The sequence below is a fragment of the Pseudomonas sp. L-22-4S-12 genome, assembly GCF_009799935.1.
In the GTDB taxonomy this organism is placed as follows: Bacteria; Pseudomonadota; Gammaproteobacteria; order Pseudomonadales; family Pseudomonadaceae; genus Aquipseudomonas.
On the sequence record NZ_WELL01000003.1, the window covers coordinates 101,190 to 115,423 of the forward strand.

A 14,234-nucleotide genomic window follows, 5' to 3' on the forward strand; every position below is an offset into this window, starting at 1 on the left:
CAGGCGTGGGCGCGACCTCCGGGGCAGGGGTCAGACCTGCTTGTAGATCACCGAGCCTTCGCCCTTGAAGCGTTCGGCCTGCTCCTTGAAGCCGGCCTCGACCGCCAGGCTCTCGTCGGACAGGCCGTTTTCCTTGGCGTAGTCGCGCACTTCCTGGGTGATCTTCATCGAGCAGAACTTCGGCCCGCACATGGAGCAGAAGTGCGCGACCTTGGCCGAGTCCTTGGGCAGGGTCTCGTCGTGGTAGCTGCGCGCGGTGTCCGGGTCCAGCCCCAGGTTGAACTGGTCTTCCCAGCGGAACTCGAAGCGCGCCTTGCTCAGGGCGTTGTCGCGGATCTGTGCGCCCGGGTGACCCTTGGCCAGGTCGGCGGCATGCGCGGCGATCTTGTAGGTGATGATGCCGGTCTTCACGTCATCCTTGTTCGGCAGGCCCAGGTGCTCCTTGGGCGTGACGTAGCAGAGCATGGCGCAGCCGAACCAGCCGATCATGGCCGCGCCGATGCCGCTGGTGATGTGGTCGTAGCCCGGGGCAATGTCGGTGGTCAGCGGGCCGAGGGTATAGAACGGCGCCTCGTCGCAGCATTCCAGCTGCTTGTCCATGTTCTCCTTGATCAGCTGCATCGGCACATGGCCGGGGCCTTCGATCATGGTCTGCACGTCGTGCTTCCAGGCGATCTTGGTCAGCTCGCCGAGGGTCTCCAGCTCGCCGAACTGGGCGGCGTCGTTGGCGTCGGCGATGGAGCCCGGACGCAGGCCGTCGCCCAGCGAGAAGCTGACGTCGTAGGCCTTCATGATTTCGCAGATTTCCTCGAAGTGGGTATAGAGGAAGTTCTCCTTGTGGTGCGCCAGGCACCACTTGGCCATGATCGAGCCGCCGCGGCTGACGATGCCGGTGACGCGCTTGGCGGTCAGCGGCACATAGCGCAGCAGCACGCCGGCGTGGATGGTGAAGTAGTCCACGCCCTGTTCGGCCTGCTCGATCAGGGTGTCGCGGAACAGCTCCCAGGTCAGGTCCTCGGCGATGCCGCCGACCTTTTCCAGGGCCTGGTAGACCGGCACGGTGCCGATCGGCACCGGCGAGTTGCGGATGATCCACTCGCGGGTCTCGTGGATGTGCTTGCCGGTGGACAGATCCATCACCGTGTCCGAGCCCCAGCGGATGCCCCAGGTCAGCTTGGCCACTTCCTCTTCAATGGAAGAACCCAGCGCCGAGTTGCCGATATTGCCGTTGATCTTCACCAGGAAGTTGCGGCCGATGATCATCGGCTCCAGCTCCACGTGGTTGATGTTCGCCGGGATGATTGCGCGACCGCGGGCGATTTCCTCGCGGACGAACTCGGCGGTGATCTCTTTCGGAATGCTGGCGCCGAAGCTCTGGCCGCCGTGCTGTTCCTTGAGCAGGCCGGCCTCGCGGGCCTCGGCCAGCTTCATGTTCTCGCGGATGGCCACAAACTCCATCTCGGGGGTGATGATGCCCTGGCGCGCGTAGTGCATCTGGCTGACGTTCTTGCCGGGCTTGGCCTTGCGTGGGTTGCGCACGTGGGCGAAGCGCATGGCGGTCAGCTCGGCGTCGCTCAGGCGGCGCTGGCCGAACTCGGAACTCAGGCCCGGCAGCTTCTCGGTATCGCCACGGTCATCGATCCAGGCGCTGCGCACGTCGGCCAGGCCCTGGCGTACGTCGATGCTCACATTCGGGTCGGTGTAGGGGCCGGAGGTGTCGTATACGGTGACCGGGGCGTTGATCTCGCCGCCGAAGGCGGTGGGGGTCACATCCAGGCTGATCTCGCGCATCGGCACGCGGATATCCGGGCGCGAACCCTGCACATAGACTTTCTGCGAACGCGGGAAAGGCTGGATCGACTGCTGGTCGACCTGAGCACTTTCACTCAGGTTCTTGGCTTGTTCGGCACGCATCGGCTGACTCCTGGCTGGTGTCGGAGCGAACCTGGGGTGCGGGAGGGCAGCGCGGGCGCACCGGGAACGGTGCCGAGAGGGGCTCGCCGGGGCGAGTACATCTTGTTCCCTACGCAGGCCTTAACCTGATCAGGTTCAACGGGATCCAGAACTTTCCGATCTCAGCCCATGCTTCTGGGCACCCCGACAAGAACAGTCGGCAGTCTAATCAAGCGGCCGGCAGAACACCAATGCGGCGGGCGCCCGGCCGGGCGCGTTTGGTCGGAAAGGCGGCCTATTGTTGCAGTGAGGCAACAAAGCTAGTTGCAAACTAGGCTACCGTCGTGCCTGCTGCGCCTTGACCACCGCAGGCCGCGCCCTTAGCCTTGCCCGATTACCACGTATCTAGGACTGATCATGCTACGCAGACTCTCTCTGGCGCTCGCAGTAGCTTCCGCCGCATCTGGACTGGCCTGGGCCGAAGAGGCCCCGCTGAGCAGCAAAACCGGCCTGGTAACGGTCTATAAGGAAGCCGTCGACAACAACGCCGACCTGGCCGCCGCCCGCGCCAACTATGCCGCCATCAGCGAAGTGGTGCCGCAAGCCCGCGCCGGCCTGCTGCCGAACATTTCCGGCGGCGCCGACATGACCGATACCGATACCGAGGTCGACCGCACCATCGGCGACCTGGATACCTCGCGCAGCGGCCTGTCCTACCAGGCCAACCTGGCCCAGCCGCTGTTCCGTGCCGATCGCTGGTTCCAGCTCAAGGCGGCCAAGGCCACCGACCAGCAGTACGCCCTGCAGCTGTCGGCCACCGAACAGAACCTGATCCTGCAGAGCGCCGAAACCTACTTCGCCGTGCTGCGCGCCCAGGACACCCTGGCCTCGACCAAGGCCGAAGAAGCGGCCTTCAAGCGCCAGCTGGACCAGGCCAACGAGCGTTTCGACGTCGGCCTGTCGGACAAGACCGACGTGCTCGAAGCCCAGGCCGGTTACGACACCTCCCGCGCCAACCGCATCATCGCCGAACGCAACGTGGAGGACGCCTTCCAGGCCCTGGTCACCCTGACTAACCACGAGTACGCCGCGATCGAAGGCATCCAGCACACCCTGCCGATCCTGGCGCCGGTGCCGAATGACGCCAAGGCCTGGGTCGACACCGCCGCCCAGCAGAACCTCAACCTGCAGTCCAGCAACTATGCGGTGGACGCCGCCGAGGAAACCCTGCGCCAGCGCAAGTCCGGCCATGCGCCTACCCTCGACGCCGTGGCCCAGTACCAGAAGGGTGACAACGACTCGCTGGGCTTCACCAACAGCGATCCGCTCTCCCCCTACAACGGCGATGCCGAGCAGACCACCATCGGCCTGCAGCTGAACATCCCGATCTACAGCGGCGGCCTGACCAGCTCCCAGGTGCGCGAGGCCTACCAGCGCCTGAGCCAGAGCGAGCAGGAGCGCGAGAGCCTGCGCCGGCAGATCGTCGAGAACACCCGCAACCTGCACCGCGCGGTGAACACCGACGTGGAAACCGTGCAGGCGCGCAAGCAGTCGATCATCTCCAACCAGAGCGCCCTGGAAGCCACCGAAATCGGCTACCAGGTCGGTACCCGCAACATCGTCGACGTGCTCGATGCCCAGCGTCAGCTGTACAGCTCGGTACGCAACTACAACGATGCGCGTTACGACTACATCCTCAACAACCTGCGCCTGAAGCAGGCCGCCGGCACCCTGGCGCCGTCCGACCTGGAAGCGCTGTCCGGCTTCCTCAAGCCGGACTACAACCCGGACCGCGACTTCCTGCCGCCGGACCTGGCCAAGGCCGCCGAAGCCCAGCTACGCGGCAAGTCGGACTACTGAGCCGACGTCCACGAAAAAACCCGGCTACTGCCGGGTTTTTTATGCGCGTCACTCCGCTGGCGGGATCTAGGGGCATCTGCTCAGCCACTGCAGCACGCCCAGCCCGGCCGCGCGGCCGCTGGCGAAGCAGGCGGTGAGCAGGTAGCCGCCGGTCGGCGCTTCCCAGTCGAGCATCTCGCCGGCGCAGAACACCCCGAGTAGCTGGCGCAGCATCAGGTTCGCATCCAGTTGCTCGAACGGCACGCCGCCGGCGCTGCTGATCGCCTCGTCCAGCGGTCGCGGGCGCAGCAGGCACAGCGGCAGGGCCTTGATCGCCGCCGCCAGCAGGTCCGGTTCGGCGAACTGCGCGGCGCTGGTCAGTTCGCGCAGCAGCGCGGCCTTGACCCCGTCGAGTCCCAGCTGGCCGTGCAGGTGCTTGGCCATGGAGCGTGAACCGCGCGGCTTGGCCAGCAGCTGGGCGACCTTCTCCAGCGAGCGATCCGGCTGCAGGTCGAGGTGCAGGGTGGCGCTGCCGCTCTGGTTGATGCGCTCGCGAATTTCGGCGGACAGGGCGTACACCAGGCTGCCTTCCACCCCTTTGGCGGTGAGGATGAACTCGCCACGTCGCGGTGGCTCGTCGGCCAGGGCCAGGGTCACGTTCTTCAGCGGCGCACCGGCGAACTTGTCGCGCAGGTGTTCACTCCAGCCAGCCACCTCGAAGCCGCAGTTGGCCGGCTGCAGCGGCGCAATGCTCACCCCGCGCTGCTCCAGCAGCGGCACCCAGGCACCATCCGAGCCCAGGCGTGCCCAGCTGCCGCCACCCAGGGCCAGCACGCAGGCGTCGGCGCGCAGCGCCTGTTCACCGTCGCTGGTCTGCAGGCGCAGGCTGCCATCGGCGTTCCAGCCCAGCCAGCGGCTGCGCGTGTGCAGGTGCACGCCGGCTTCGCGCAGGCGCTTGAGCCAGGCGCGCAACAGCGGGGCGGCCTTCATGTCGCTGGGGAACACGCGGCCGGAGGTGCCGACGAAGGTGTCGATGCCGAGATCATGGATCCAGGCGCGCAGGGCGTCGGCATCGAAGTCGGCGAGCAGGTGGGCGATCTCCGCGCGGCGCTCGCGGTAGCGGTCGAGAAACGCCGCTTTCGGCTCGGCGTGAGTGATGTTCATCCCGCCGACCCCAGCCAGGAGGAACTTGCGTCCCAGCGAGGGCATGGCGTCGTACAGCTCGACGCGCACGCCGGCATTGGCCAGCACCTCGGCCGCCATCAGCCCGGCGGGGCCGCCGCCGATGATGGCGACTGTGGGCGATTGTGGGGACGGGACTGGAGGCATGGCGAGCGACGACCGGCGGTAAAGCTGCCGATTCTACATCAGCGGCTCGCCTCAGTCGGGCCGCTCCAGCAGCAGTTCGCTGAAGTCGGTTGGCGCCGCGGGATCGTTCAACGCCATGATCAATAAGGCCAGGAGCAGCGCGACGGCGATGAGCAGCAGGCCGAGGCTGACGATGGCGATGAACCAGCTGCTGCCGTCGGTATGGCCGTAGCGGGCTTTCCAGTCGTCCTTGTCGGCCGCCAGGAAGCTGATCGCCTCCAGCAGGGCGACCAGCATCGGAATGCCGCTCCAGCTCAGCAGCAGGTAGAACACGCCCCACCACTGGCCCAGGTAGAAGCGGTGCAGGCCCAGGCCGCCGAGAAACAGGGCGAGCAGGCCGGCGACTAGCTGGTTGCGCGGCTTGAGGTTCTGCCCGGCGTTGCAGGCCGGGCAGTGGTTGTCCAGCCGGTCGATGGCCACGCCGCAGTAGCGACAGTAGACGTGTTGGGCGCTGGCGGGATGGCTCGGCATGGGCAACTTCCTGTCGTCGGGAGGGCGATCCTAGCAATCGCGCTATTCAGGCGGCTAGCCGCGCAGCGCCCGAACCACCCTGGCCGCGCTGTGGTGGAGGATGCCGTGGCGCCGCGCCAGGGCCGCGCGGTCCTTGTCGTAGCCGCCGCCGATCAGGCCGACCACCGGGATCTCGCGCTCCAGGCAATGGCGCAGCACCGCCTCGTCGCGGGCGGCGATGCCGGCGTCGGTGAGTCGCAGGTGGCCGAGGGCGTCGCCCTGATGCACGTCGACACCGGCGTCGTACAGCACGATATCCGGCTGGTAGAGGGCCAGCAGGTAGCCGAGGCTGTCGTTGACCACCTTGAGGTAGTCGGCGTCGCCCATGCCGATCGGCAGGCCGATGTCCCAGTCGCTGCGGGCCTTGCGTGCCGGAAAGTTGTTCTCGCAGTGCAGCGACACGGTGATGGCGTCGGGCAGGTTTTCCAGGATGCGCGCGGTGCCATCGCCCTGGTGCACGTCGCAGTCGTAGATCAGCACGCGCCCGGCCTGGCCGCTTTCCAGTAGATGCAGGGCCACCACCGCCAGGTCGTTGAAGATGCAGAAGCCCGAGGCGTGGTCGAAGTGCGCGTGATGGGTGCCGCCGGCCAGATGGCAGGCCACCCCGTGCTCAAGCGCCAGCTCGGCGGCCAGCAGCGAGCCGCCCACCGCGCGCACGGTGCGCCGGGCCAGGGCCGGGCTCCAGGGCAGGCCGAGGCGGCGTTGCTCCTGCACGGTCAGCTCTCCGGCGAGAAAACGCTCGATATAGGCCGGGCAGTGGGCCAGGGCCAGCACCTCGGGCGGGCAGATCTGCGGGCGCTGCAGTTCTCCGTCGGTCGTCAGGCCGCTGTCCACCAGGTGATCGCGCAGCAGGCGGAACTTCTCCATCGGGAAGCGGTGGCCGGCCGGGAAGGGCGGGCTGTAGTCGTCGTGGTAGACCAGCGGCAGCATAATGAGTAACTCAAGAATTCGAGCCCAGTATATGACCACGACCCTGAGCAGCGAACGCCTGATCCTGCGACCCTGGCGCGATGACGATCTCGACGCCCTGGCCAGCTTGTGCGCCGACCCCGAGGTGATGGCGCATTTTCCCGCCACCCTGGACCGTGCCGGCAGCCAGGCGCTGCTGCGCCGCCTGCAGGCGCACCAGGCCGAGCACGGCTTCACCTTCTGGTGCCTGGAGCGGCGTGAGGACGGTGCCTTCGTCGGTTTTACCGGCCTGGCGCGGGTCGGCTTCGCTGCACCCTTCGTACCTGCCGTGGAGATCGGCTGGCGCCTGGCCCGGCCGTTCTGGGGCCAGGGTTATGCCCTGGAGGCGGCGCGCCGTGCCCTGACCTACGCCTTCGACGAACGGGCACTGGCCGAGGTGGTGTCCTTCACCGTGCCGGACAACCAGCGCTCCTGGGGGCTGATGCAGCGCCTCGGCATGCAACGCGATGCGGCCGGCGACTTCGAGCATCCGCATCTGCCGCCGGGGCATCCGTTGCGCCCGCACTTGTTGTATCGCCTTGGACGGGAGAATTGGCATGGAGGCTGAACAGCAGGTGCGTGCCTACCACCAGCTCAGCAAGCACCGCCCGGATGGCTATGCACCGGGGCCTGGCCAGCTCGACTGGGCGACCCAGCCGGCGCCGTTCCGCCGCTACGCCGGGGCGCGGTTGATCGAGCTGTGGCAGCGCCCGCAGGAGGAGTCGCCGGGTTACGACGCGGTATTCGCCGAGCCGATTGGCGCGCCGGCCGAGTTGAACCGAGCCAGCCTCTCGCAACTGCTGTACGACAGTCTGGCCCTGTCGGCCTGGAAGGAGGCCGGCGGCAATCGCTGGGCGCTGCGGGTCAACCCGTCGTCCGGCAACCTGCACCCGACCGAGGCCTACCTGCTGCTGCCGCCCGCTGTGCTGGGCGAGGCCGGCATGCTGGCCCACTACGCGCCGGACGTACATGCCCTGGAAGTGCGTGCCGAGCTGCCGGCGGCGCTGGGCGAGCAACTGCGTGAAGCGCTGCCGGTTGGCGGCCTCCTGCTTGGCCTGGCCAGCATTGCCTGGCGCGAGGCGTGGAAGTACGGCGAGCGCGCCTACCGCTACTGCCAGCACGACCTCGGCCACGCCCTGGCCTGCCTGAGCATCGCCGCCAGCATTCAGGGCTGGCAGGTGCGCCTGCTGCACGGGGTGGCGGAAACTCGCCTGGATGGCCTGCTCGGTCTGGATCGCGAGGGCTTTCATGAAGCCGAGCACGCCGACTGCCTGTTGTGGATAGGCCCGCAGCAGCCGGGCGAATTCAAGTTGCCGAGCAGTCTGCTCAATGGCCTGGCCGCGCTGGAGCTGGCCGGGCAGCCCAATCGCCTGTCGCGCCACTACCGCGATTGGCCGGAGCTGGGGCGGGTGCAGGCGCTGTGCCGCGCTCCAGCACTGCCGCCGGCCGACTGGACGGCGCCACCTGGCTTGCTGGCCACGGACAACCCCGGCCTGCCGCTGCGGCCGATCCTGCACCGGCGGCGCAGCGCCCAGGCCTTCGACGGGCGTAGCGGCATTCACGCCGAGCTGCTGTTCGCCTGGCTGCGGCGCCTGCTGCCGGGCCATTCGCCGGTGCCTTTCGCCGTGCTCGGCGCGCCGGCCCAGGTCGATTTGCTGCTGTTCGTCCACCGGGTACAGGGCCTGGAGCCCGGCCTGTACTGGCTGGCGCGCGGCGACGGACAAGTCCAGCCAGAGGGGCTGCGTGCGGATTTCCTCTGGCAGCGCGCGCATGCCGAGCTGCCGCTATATCGCCTGTTGCAGGGCGATGCCCGTGGCCTGGCCGGCTTCCTCGCCTGCGGCCAGGACATCGCCAGCGACGGCTGTCTGGCCCTGGCCATGCTGGCCCGCTTCGATGCGGCCCTGAGCGAGGGCGCCTGGCACTACCCGCGGCTGTACTGGGAATGCGGGCAGATCGGCCAGTTGCTGTATCTGGAGGCCGAGGCGGCGGGCCTGTCCGGCACCGGAATCGGCTGTTTCTTCGACGATCAGGTGCATGAATTGCTCGAACTGGCCGACAGCCGCTGGCAAAGCCTTTACCATTTCACCATTGGCCGTGCGGTGTGGGATGAACGTCTCTCCTCGCAGCCGGCTTACCCCGTATTGCGCCGCCCCGAGGGAGGGGAATCATGAGTCAAGTGCTGGAAGATCTGGTGGCCCTGCTGAGCTTGGAGCAAATCGAGGAAAACCTGTTCCGCGGCCTGAGCCAGGACCTCGGCTTCCGCCAGCTGTTCGGTGGCCAGGTGCTCGGCCAGTGCGTGTCGGCGGCCAGCCAGACCGTGGAGGAGGCGCGCCATGTGCATTCCCTGCACGGCTACTTCCTGCGTCCCGGCGATGCCAGCCTGCCGGTGGTGTACAGCGTCGAGCGGGTGCGTGACGGCGGCAGCTTCAGCACCCGGCGGGTCACGGCGATCCAGAAGGGCCAGCCGATCTTCACCTGCGCGGCGTCCTTCCAGTTCGACGAGCAGGGCTTCAGCCACCAGCTGCCGATGCCCGACGTGCCCGGCCCGGAAGGCCTGCCTTCGGAAACCGAACTGGCGCGCCAGGTCGCCCACCTGATCCCGGAACGCATGCGCGAGCGCATGACCAGCGACAAGCCGATCGAGATCCGCCCGGTGACGCGCATCAACCCCTTCGCCCCCGAGCCGTGCGAACCGGTCAAGCATGTGTGGTTCCGCGCCGCCGGTACGCTGCCGGCCGAGCCGCAGCTGCACAAGTTCCTGCTGGCCTACGCCAGCGACTTCAACCTGCTGACCACCTCGATGCAGCCCCACGGCGTCTCGGTGTTCCAGAAGTTCATGCAGGTGGCCAGCCTCGACCACGCCCTGTGGTTCCACGGCGACCTGCGCATGGACGACTGGCTGCTGTACGCCATGGACAGCCCCTGGGCCGGCAACGCCCGCGGCTTTGCCCGCGCCAGCATCTTCAACCGCAGCGGCGAACTGGTGGCGTCGTCCTGCCAGGAGGGGCTGGTGCGCCTGCGCGAGGACTGGAAGTGAGGCTGCGGGACGCGCGCCACTGGGTGTTCGATATGGACGGCACCCTGACCATCGCCGTGCATGACTTCGAGGCGATCAAGCGCGCGCTGAGCATTCCCCAGGAGGCGGACATCCTCCATCACCTGGCTGCGCTGCCCGAGGCAGAAGCGGCGGCCAAGCATGCTTGGTTGCTGGCGCACGAGCGCGAGCTGGCCCTGGCCGCGCAGCCGGCGCCGGGTGCGCTGCAGCTGGTGCGCGAACTGCGCCGGCGCGACTTCCGCCTCGGCATCCTCACCCGCAACGCCCACGAGCTGGCGCTGCTGACCCTGCAGGCGATCGGCCTCGGTGACTGTTTCGCTACGGCTGACGTGGTCGGCCGCGGCGAAGCGCCGCCCAAGCCGCACCCCGGCGGCCTGCTGCACCTGGCCGCGCAGTGGCGGGTGGCGCCGCAGCAGCTGGTGATGGTCGGCGACTACCGCTTCGACCTCGACTGCGCCCGCGCCGCCGGCGCCTTCGGCGTGCTGGTCAACCTGCCGGACAATCCCTGGCCGGAACTGGCCGACTGCTTCGCCGTGGACTGCCACGCCCTGCTCGGCCAGCTGCAGTAGACGATCCTGCAGGGGGCGCCACGCGCACCAGCGACCACGCGCAGGCCGCGGTGCGCAAAACTACTCGTCTTAGTAGCGATAGGTCCCAGCGGCGATGGCTGCCTGCAGCTCACGGGTCAGTGGCACGTAGCAGTCGCTGCCGGGCAGCCAGGCATACAGCGGATCGCTGCAGCGGTCGAGGTCATAGGCCTGCTCCTTCAACGGCGCCTTCTTGTGCTTGAAGGTGCCGGTGGTTTCCAGCTGCGCACTCAGGCGCAGGAACAGCGGCACGGCATAGGCCGGCAGTTCCTGGCGCAGGTGCGCGAGCAGGGCGCGGAAGTCGAAATCCTGCGGGGCGCAGGCCAGGCGGATACAGGCCATGCCAGCGCGGCCGTTGGTGTTGGCGATCTCGACGCCGTAAACCACCGTCTCACTGATCTGCGCCACCGCATCGAGTACGGCCTCGACCTGGGTGGTGGAGACGTTCTCGCCTTTCCAGCGGAAGGTATCGCCCAGGCGGTCGACGAACTGGGCATGGCGGAAACCCATGTCGCGCATCAGGTCGCCGGTGTTGAACCAGGCATCGCCTGGCTCGAACACGTCGCGCAGGATGCAGCGCTCGGTGTCGCGTGCATCGGTATAGCCGTGGAACGGCGATTTCTCGGTGATTTTGCCCAGCAGCAGGCCGGCCTCACCCTTGGTCACGCGTTGCAGGCGGCCGTTCTCGCGCAGCGGCGCCTCGCGCTCCTGGTCGTAGCGGACGATGGCGTAGGGGTAGGGCGAGAAGCCCACGGTATTGTCCAGGTTGAGCAGGTTGGTGAAGCCGATATTGCCCTCGCTGGAGGCATACAGTTCGACTACCCGCTCGACCGCGAAGCGCTGCTTGAAGGTCTGCCAGATGCTCGGGCGCAGGCCATTGCCGACCATCACCCGGATCGGGTTGGCGGCGTCGGCGGGGCGTTGCGGCTGGTCCAGCAGGTAGCGGCACAGCTCGCCGACATAGCCGAAGGCGGTCGCCTGGTGGCGCTGCACCTCGTCCCAGAAACGGCTGGCGCTGAACTTGCGCACCATGATCAGCGCCGCCTGGCCGGCCAGTACCGAGCCCCAGCACACCACCATGGCGGTGCCGTGGTAGAACGGCAGGCTGACGTACATGCGGTCCGTGCGGCCCAGGCGCACGGCGGCGAAACCGAAGGCGCCGTAGCCCTTCATGAAGCGCCCGTGGTTGAACACCACGGCTTTCGGCAGGCCGGTGGTGCCGGAGGTGTAGATGAAGAAACAGGGGTCGTCGGCGCGTACTGCACGCTCCAGCAAGGGCGCGTTTACCGGGTAGTCGTGCAGCTCGGCCGCCGGGTTGTGCCAGCCCGCGGGGGCCTCGCCCGGGTCGCGCCAGGTCGGGCGATCGGCAAAGTAGTGACAGGCCTCGGCAGGCAGTGCCAGCTCATCGGCGACTTCGCCAAAGGCGGCGAGCAGCTCTTCGCCGACCAGCACCATGCGCGGCGCCGCCAGCCTGATGCTGTGTGTCAGGACACGGCCGCGCTGACTGCTGTTGATCAGCGCGCTGACCGCCCCGAGCTTGGCGCAGGCGATGACCCCGGCGAGCAGCTCGAAGCGGTTTTCGAACATCAGCGCGACGCTGTCGCCCTGGCGCAGGCCATGGGCACGCAGGTAGTGCGCCAGCTGGTTGGTCCAGCGCTCGAGTTCGGCGTAGCTGAGCTGCTCATCGTCCTGGATCAGTGCCGCGCCGTTGGGGTTGTCGTGTGCCGCCGTCTCGATGCAGCTGGCCAGGCTGACGGGATAGGCGCCGCGGCTGCGGTTGCCGATATGCAGGCCCTTGACGATGCCTGGCAGATCGACGAGCAGGCGGGGCAGGCGGGATAGCAGGCGGGGCAGGGTGATCAGGTCGGCATGACTCATGGTGCGGGACTCCAGGCGGTGCGAGGCACTCGATGTTGTTTGCCGCTCAATCTAGTCAGTCGCTGCCCGGCTGTTGATAGCCAGGGGTTGCAGGGGACTGGCAATTCGTCTCACGGGGCGCGCACAATCGGACTCCCTCGGTTGGCGAAAGGATTGCCCATGCTGCTGGCGAACACTCCCAGCGCGACCGCCTCGCAGTTGCTCGATCTGTACCTGTCGCTGCAGGGCTTCGGCCTGGTCGGCCCGGACGATCTGCAAGAGCTGGGCGTCGCGCCGGAACAGTTGACGGACCTGGAGATGCGCGTGCCGGTGCGCTGGGCACTGCACCTCTGGCAGTGCGCCATCAGTCGCGGTGCGCCTCCCGAGATCGGTCTGCTGGTCGGTCAGCGGCGCGGCCTGCACACCCGCGGCCCGGTCGCCCACCTGGCCGCGCAGAGCGCCACCTTGGGCGAGGCGATCGAGTTGTTCCGGCGTTACATCCCGGTCATGAGCGAGGGCGAGAACCTGCATGTCGAGCCGCACGGCGCGCGCCTGCGCGTGCATTTTCTGTTCAATGCGCCGCTGCTCGGCCACGCCGTGGCCAGCGAGCACAGCGTCAGCTCGGCGCTGTGCTGGGCGCGCCAGCTCACCGCCGTGCGGCTGGTGCCGCAGGCGGTGGGTTTTCGCCATGCGCCACTGGCGGCGCCGGCGATCTATAGGCAGGTGTTCGGCGTGCCGGCGCGCTTCGCCGAGGACTCCGATTATCTGGAGGTGCTAGCGAGCGATCTGCTCCTGCCGGTGCCGGGGGCCAATGCCTATCTCAAGGGCCTGATGCAGCAGCGCGTGAGCGACATGCAGGCGCAGTTGCCCGCGCAGCGCAGCGTACGCGCCCAGGTGCTGCAGCAGATCGAGCGTGGCTTGCCGAGCGGCGAGCTGTCGGTGGCGGGCGTGGCGCGGCGCCTGGGCATCAGCCGGCAAACCCTGCACCGCCACTTGCGTGAAGAGGACTGCTGCTTCTCCGAGCTACTGGCTCAGGTACGCCGCAGCTATGCCGTGCAGCGCCTGGCGCAGCCGGGCTGCCGGGTCGAGGCGCTCAGCCGCGAGCTGGGTTTCAGTGAGCCGAGTGCCTTCTACAAGGCGTTCAAGGGCTGGTTCGGCCTGTCGCCCAAGGCCTACCAGCAGCAGGCCGGCGCGGAGTCGGCGAGTTTGTAGGGTGCGCCGTGCGCACCAGGGCCTCTACGGTGCTGGTGGTGCGCACGGCGCACCCTACGAAGCGGCTAGAGCCGTGCCGCCTTGAAGGTATCGCAGCGGCCCACTTCACCGCGTTCGAAGCCGGCCTTGAACCAGCGCTCGCGCTGGGCCGAGGTGCCGTGGGTGAAGGAGTCGGGCATCACTGTGCCGCGGGCCTGATGCTGCAGGCGGTCGTCGCCGATGGCGTTGGCGGCGTTCAGCGCTTCTTCCAGATCGCCCGGTTCCAGCCAGTCCAGGCGGCGCTGGGCATGGTGGGCCCAGACCCCGGCCAGGCAGTCGGCCTGCAGTTCCTGGCGCACCAGCAAGCCATTGTCGCCCTCCACCCGCTCGCCGCGCTGGCGCGCCGCGTTGACCTTGGCCGAGACGCCGAGCAGGGTCTGCACATGGTGGCCGACCTCGTGGGCGATCACGTAGGCCTGGGCGAAATCGCCGGCGGCGGCGAAGCGGGTTTCCAGTTCGCGGAAGAAGCTCAGGTCGAGGTAGACCTGGCGGTCGCCGGGGCAGTAGAAGGGCCCGACCGCGGCATCGGCGAAGCCGCAGGCCGAGCGTACGCCGCCGCTGAAGAGGACGAGTTTCGGGTCCTGGTACTGCTTGCCGCCGGCCTGGAACAGGGCGCGCCAGGTGTCCTCGGTGTCGCCCAGCACGGCGCGGACGAATTCGCTCTGCGGGTCGTTGGCCGCAGGGGCGCGCTGTTCCTGCACCGGGGCGCCCTGCTGCGTGCCCTGGTTGACCACGTTGCCGAGGATGGTCAGCGGGTCCTGGCCCATCAGCAGGCCGACCACCACGACTATGGCGATACCGCCGAGGCTGAGGCCCTTGCCGCCGCCGAAGCGCATGCCGCCACCGCCGCCGCGGGCGTCCACCACGTTGTCGCTGCGTCGTGCCCGTTGCCAGCGCATGATCCACTCCTTCAGTCCGTCGAGGTT

The 14,234-nt window shown here is 68.1% G+C and carries 12 protein-coding genes and 1 riboswitch; of the genes, 6 read left to right on the forward strand and 6 right to left on the reverse strand.

All coding sequences use genetic code 11. The features are described 5' to 3' along the window. Window positions 1-30: 30 nt before the first annotated feature. Window positions 31-1,914 (reverse strand): phosphomethylpyrimidine synthase ThiC, encoded by a 1,884-nt coding sequence (thiC, locus tag F3I16_RS09730; RefSeq protein ID WP_160493477.1) that lies wholly within the window; start codon window positions 1,912-1,914, stop codon window positions 31-33. Window positions 1,915-2,003: 89 nt separating this feature from the next. Further along, window positions 2,004-2,110: riboswitch (TPP riboswitch) on the reverse strand. A gap of 200 nt (window positions 2,111-2,310) precedes the next feature. Here thiC and F3I16_RS09735 point away from each other — a divergent pair. Next, complete coding sequence (locus tag F3I16_RS09735; RefSeq protein ID WP_160493478.1) at window positions 2,311-3,753, forward strand: TolC family outer membrane protein; 1,443 nt, start codon at window positions 2,311-2,313, stop codon at window positions 3,751-3,753. A 66-nt stretch (window positions 3,754-3,819) separates the two neighbouring features. Here F3I16_RS09735 and F3I16_RS09740 read toward each other — a convergent pair whose 3' ends face one another. Genes F3I16_RS09740 through F3I16_RS09750 form a run of 3 tightly spaced genes read right to left on the reverse strand, consistent with a single transcriptional unit; the run spans window position 3,820 to window position 6,543 of the window. Continuing rightward, window positions 3,820-5,061, reverse strand: a complete 1,242-nt coding sequence (locus tag F3I16_RS09740) for a TIGR03862 family flavoprotein (protein ID WP_160493479.1) — start codon at window positions 5,059-5,061, stop codon at window positions 3,820-3,822. 51 nt (window positions 5,062-5,112) lie between these two features. Then, a complete protein-coding gene (locus tag F3I16_RS09745; protein ID WP_160493480.1) occupies window positions 5,113-5,571 on the reverse strand; it encodes a TM2 domain-containing protein in 459 nt (152 codons plus the stop codon). Between the two features lie 54 nt (window positions 5,572-5,625). Continuing rightward, window positions 5,626-6,543, reverse strand: coding sequence for a histone deacetylase (locus F3I16_RS09750; protein ID WP_160493712.1), 918 nt, complete (start codon window positions 6,541-6,543; stop codon window positions 5,626-5,628). Between the two features lie 28 nt (window positions 6,544-6,571). Between F3I16_RS09750 and F3I16_RS09755 the strand changes: the two genes are divergently transcribed. From F3I16_RS09755 to F3I16_RS09770, 4 genes are read left to right on the forward strand one after another with little or no spacing between them, the layout of a single operon-like run. After that, window positions 6,572-7,126 carry a GNAT family N-acetyltransferase gene (locus F3I16_RS09755; protein ID WP_160493481.1) on the forward strand — a complete coding sequence of 185 codons (555 nt, stop codon included), beginning with the start codon at window positions 6,572-6,574 and terminating at the stop codon, window positions 7,124-7,126. Then, a complete protein-coding gene (locus F3I16_RS09760; protein WP_160493482.1) occupies window positions 7,116-8,729 on the forward strand; it encodes a SagB/ThcOx family dehydrogenase in 1,614 nt (537 codons plus the stop codon). Before F3I16_RS09755 ends, F3I16_RS09760 begins: the two co-directional genes overlap by 11 nt. Then, window positions 8,726-9,595 carry an acyl-CoA thioesterase II gene (gene tesB, locus F3I16_RS09765; protein ID WP_160493483.1) on the forward strand — a complete coding sequence of 290 codons (870 nt, stop codon included), beginning with the start codon at window positions 8,726-8,728 and terminating at the stop codon, window positions 9,593-9,595. The genes F3I16_RS09760 and tesB overlap by 4 nt, the downstream gene beginning before the upstream one ends. Continuing rightward, window positions 9,592-10,182: an HAD family hydrolase gene (locus F3I16_RS09770; protein ID WP_160493484.1), complete on the forward strand. Its 591-nt coding sequence runs from the start codon at window positions 9,592-9,594 to the stop codon at window positions 10,180-10,182. Before tesB ends, F3I16_RS09770 begins: the two co-directional genes overlap by 4 nt. 69 nt (window positions 10,183-10,251) lie before the next feature. Here the strand turns inward: F3I16_RS09770 and F3I16_RS09775 are convergent, their stop codons facing one another. Then, the gene (locus F3I16_RS09775) at window positions 10,252-12,078 is read right to left on the reverse strand and encodes a long-chain-acyl-CoA synthetase (RefSeq protein ID WP_160493485.1); all 1,827 of its coding nucleotides are present in this window, start codon (window positions 12,076-12,078) and stop codon (window positions 10,252-10,254) included. Window positions 12,079-12,237: 159 nt separating this feature from the next. Between F3I16_RS09775 and F3I16_RS09780 the strand changes: the two genes are divergently transcribed. After that, a complete protein-coding gene (locus F3I16_RS09780; RefSeq protein WP_160493486.1) occupies window positions 12,238-13,269 on the forward strand; it encodes an AraC family transcriptional regulator in 1,032 nt (343 codons plus the stop codon). A 65-nt stretch (window positions 13,270-13,334) separates the two neighbouring features. On the opposite strand, the gene F3I16_RS09785 is transcribed toward F3I16_RS09780, so the two are convergent. Further along, window positions 13,335-14,207, reverse strand: coding sequence for a neutral zinc metallopeptidase (locus F3I16_RS09785; RefSeq protein ID WP_160493487.1), 873 nt, complete (start codon window positions 14,205-14,207; stop codon window positions 13,335-13,337). Window positions 14,208-14,234: the final 27 nt, after the last annotated feature.

Bases quoted from the DNA above. Each gene is read 5' to 3' on its own strand.
- thiC (WP_160493477.1), bottom strand. From the start codon at position 1,914: ATGCGTGCCGAACAAGCCAAGAACCTGAGTGAAAGTGCTCAGGTCGAC.
- F3I16_RS09755 (WP_160493481.1), top strand. From the start codon at position 6,572: ATGACCACGACCCTGAGCAGCGAACGCCTGATCCTGCGACCCTGGCGC.
- F3I16_RS09760 (WP_160493482.1), top strand. From the start codon at position 7,116: ATGGAGGCTGAACAGCAGGTGCGTGCCTACCACCAGCTCAGCAAGCAC.
- F3I16_RS09785 (WP_160493487.1), bottom strand. From the start codon at position 14,207: ATGCGCTGGCAACGGGCACGACGCAGCGACAACGTGGTGGACGCCCGC.
- tesB (WP_160493483.1), top strand. From the start codon at position 8,726: ATGAGTCAAGTGCTGGAAGATCTGGTGGCCCTGCTGAGCTTGGAGCAA.
- F3I16_RS09745 (WP_160493480.1), bottom strand. From the start codon at position 5,571: ATGCCGAGCCATCCCGCCAGCGCCCAACACGTCTACTGTCGCTACTGC.
- F3I16_RS09735 (WP_160493478.1), top strand. From the start codon at position 2,311: ATGCTACGCAGACTCTCTCTGGCGCTCGCAGTAGCTTCCGCCGCATCT.
- F3I16_RS09740 (WP_160493479.1), bottom strand. From the start codon at position 5,061: ATGCCTCCAGTCCCGTCCCCACAATCGCCCACAGTCGCCATCATCGGC.
- F3I16_RS09780 (WP_160493486.1), top strand. From the start codon at position 12,238: ATGCTGCTGGCGAACACTCCCAGCGCGACCGCCTCGCAGTTGCTCGAT.
- F3I16_RS09775 (WP_160493485.1), bottom strand. From the start codon at position 12,078: ATGAGTCATGCCGACCTGATCACCCTGCCCCGCCTGCTATCCCGCCTG.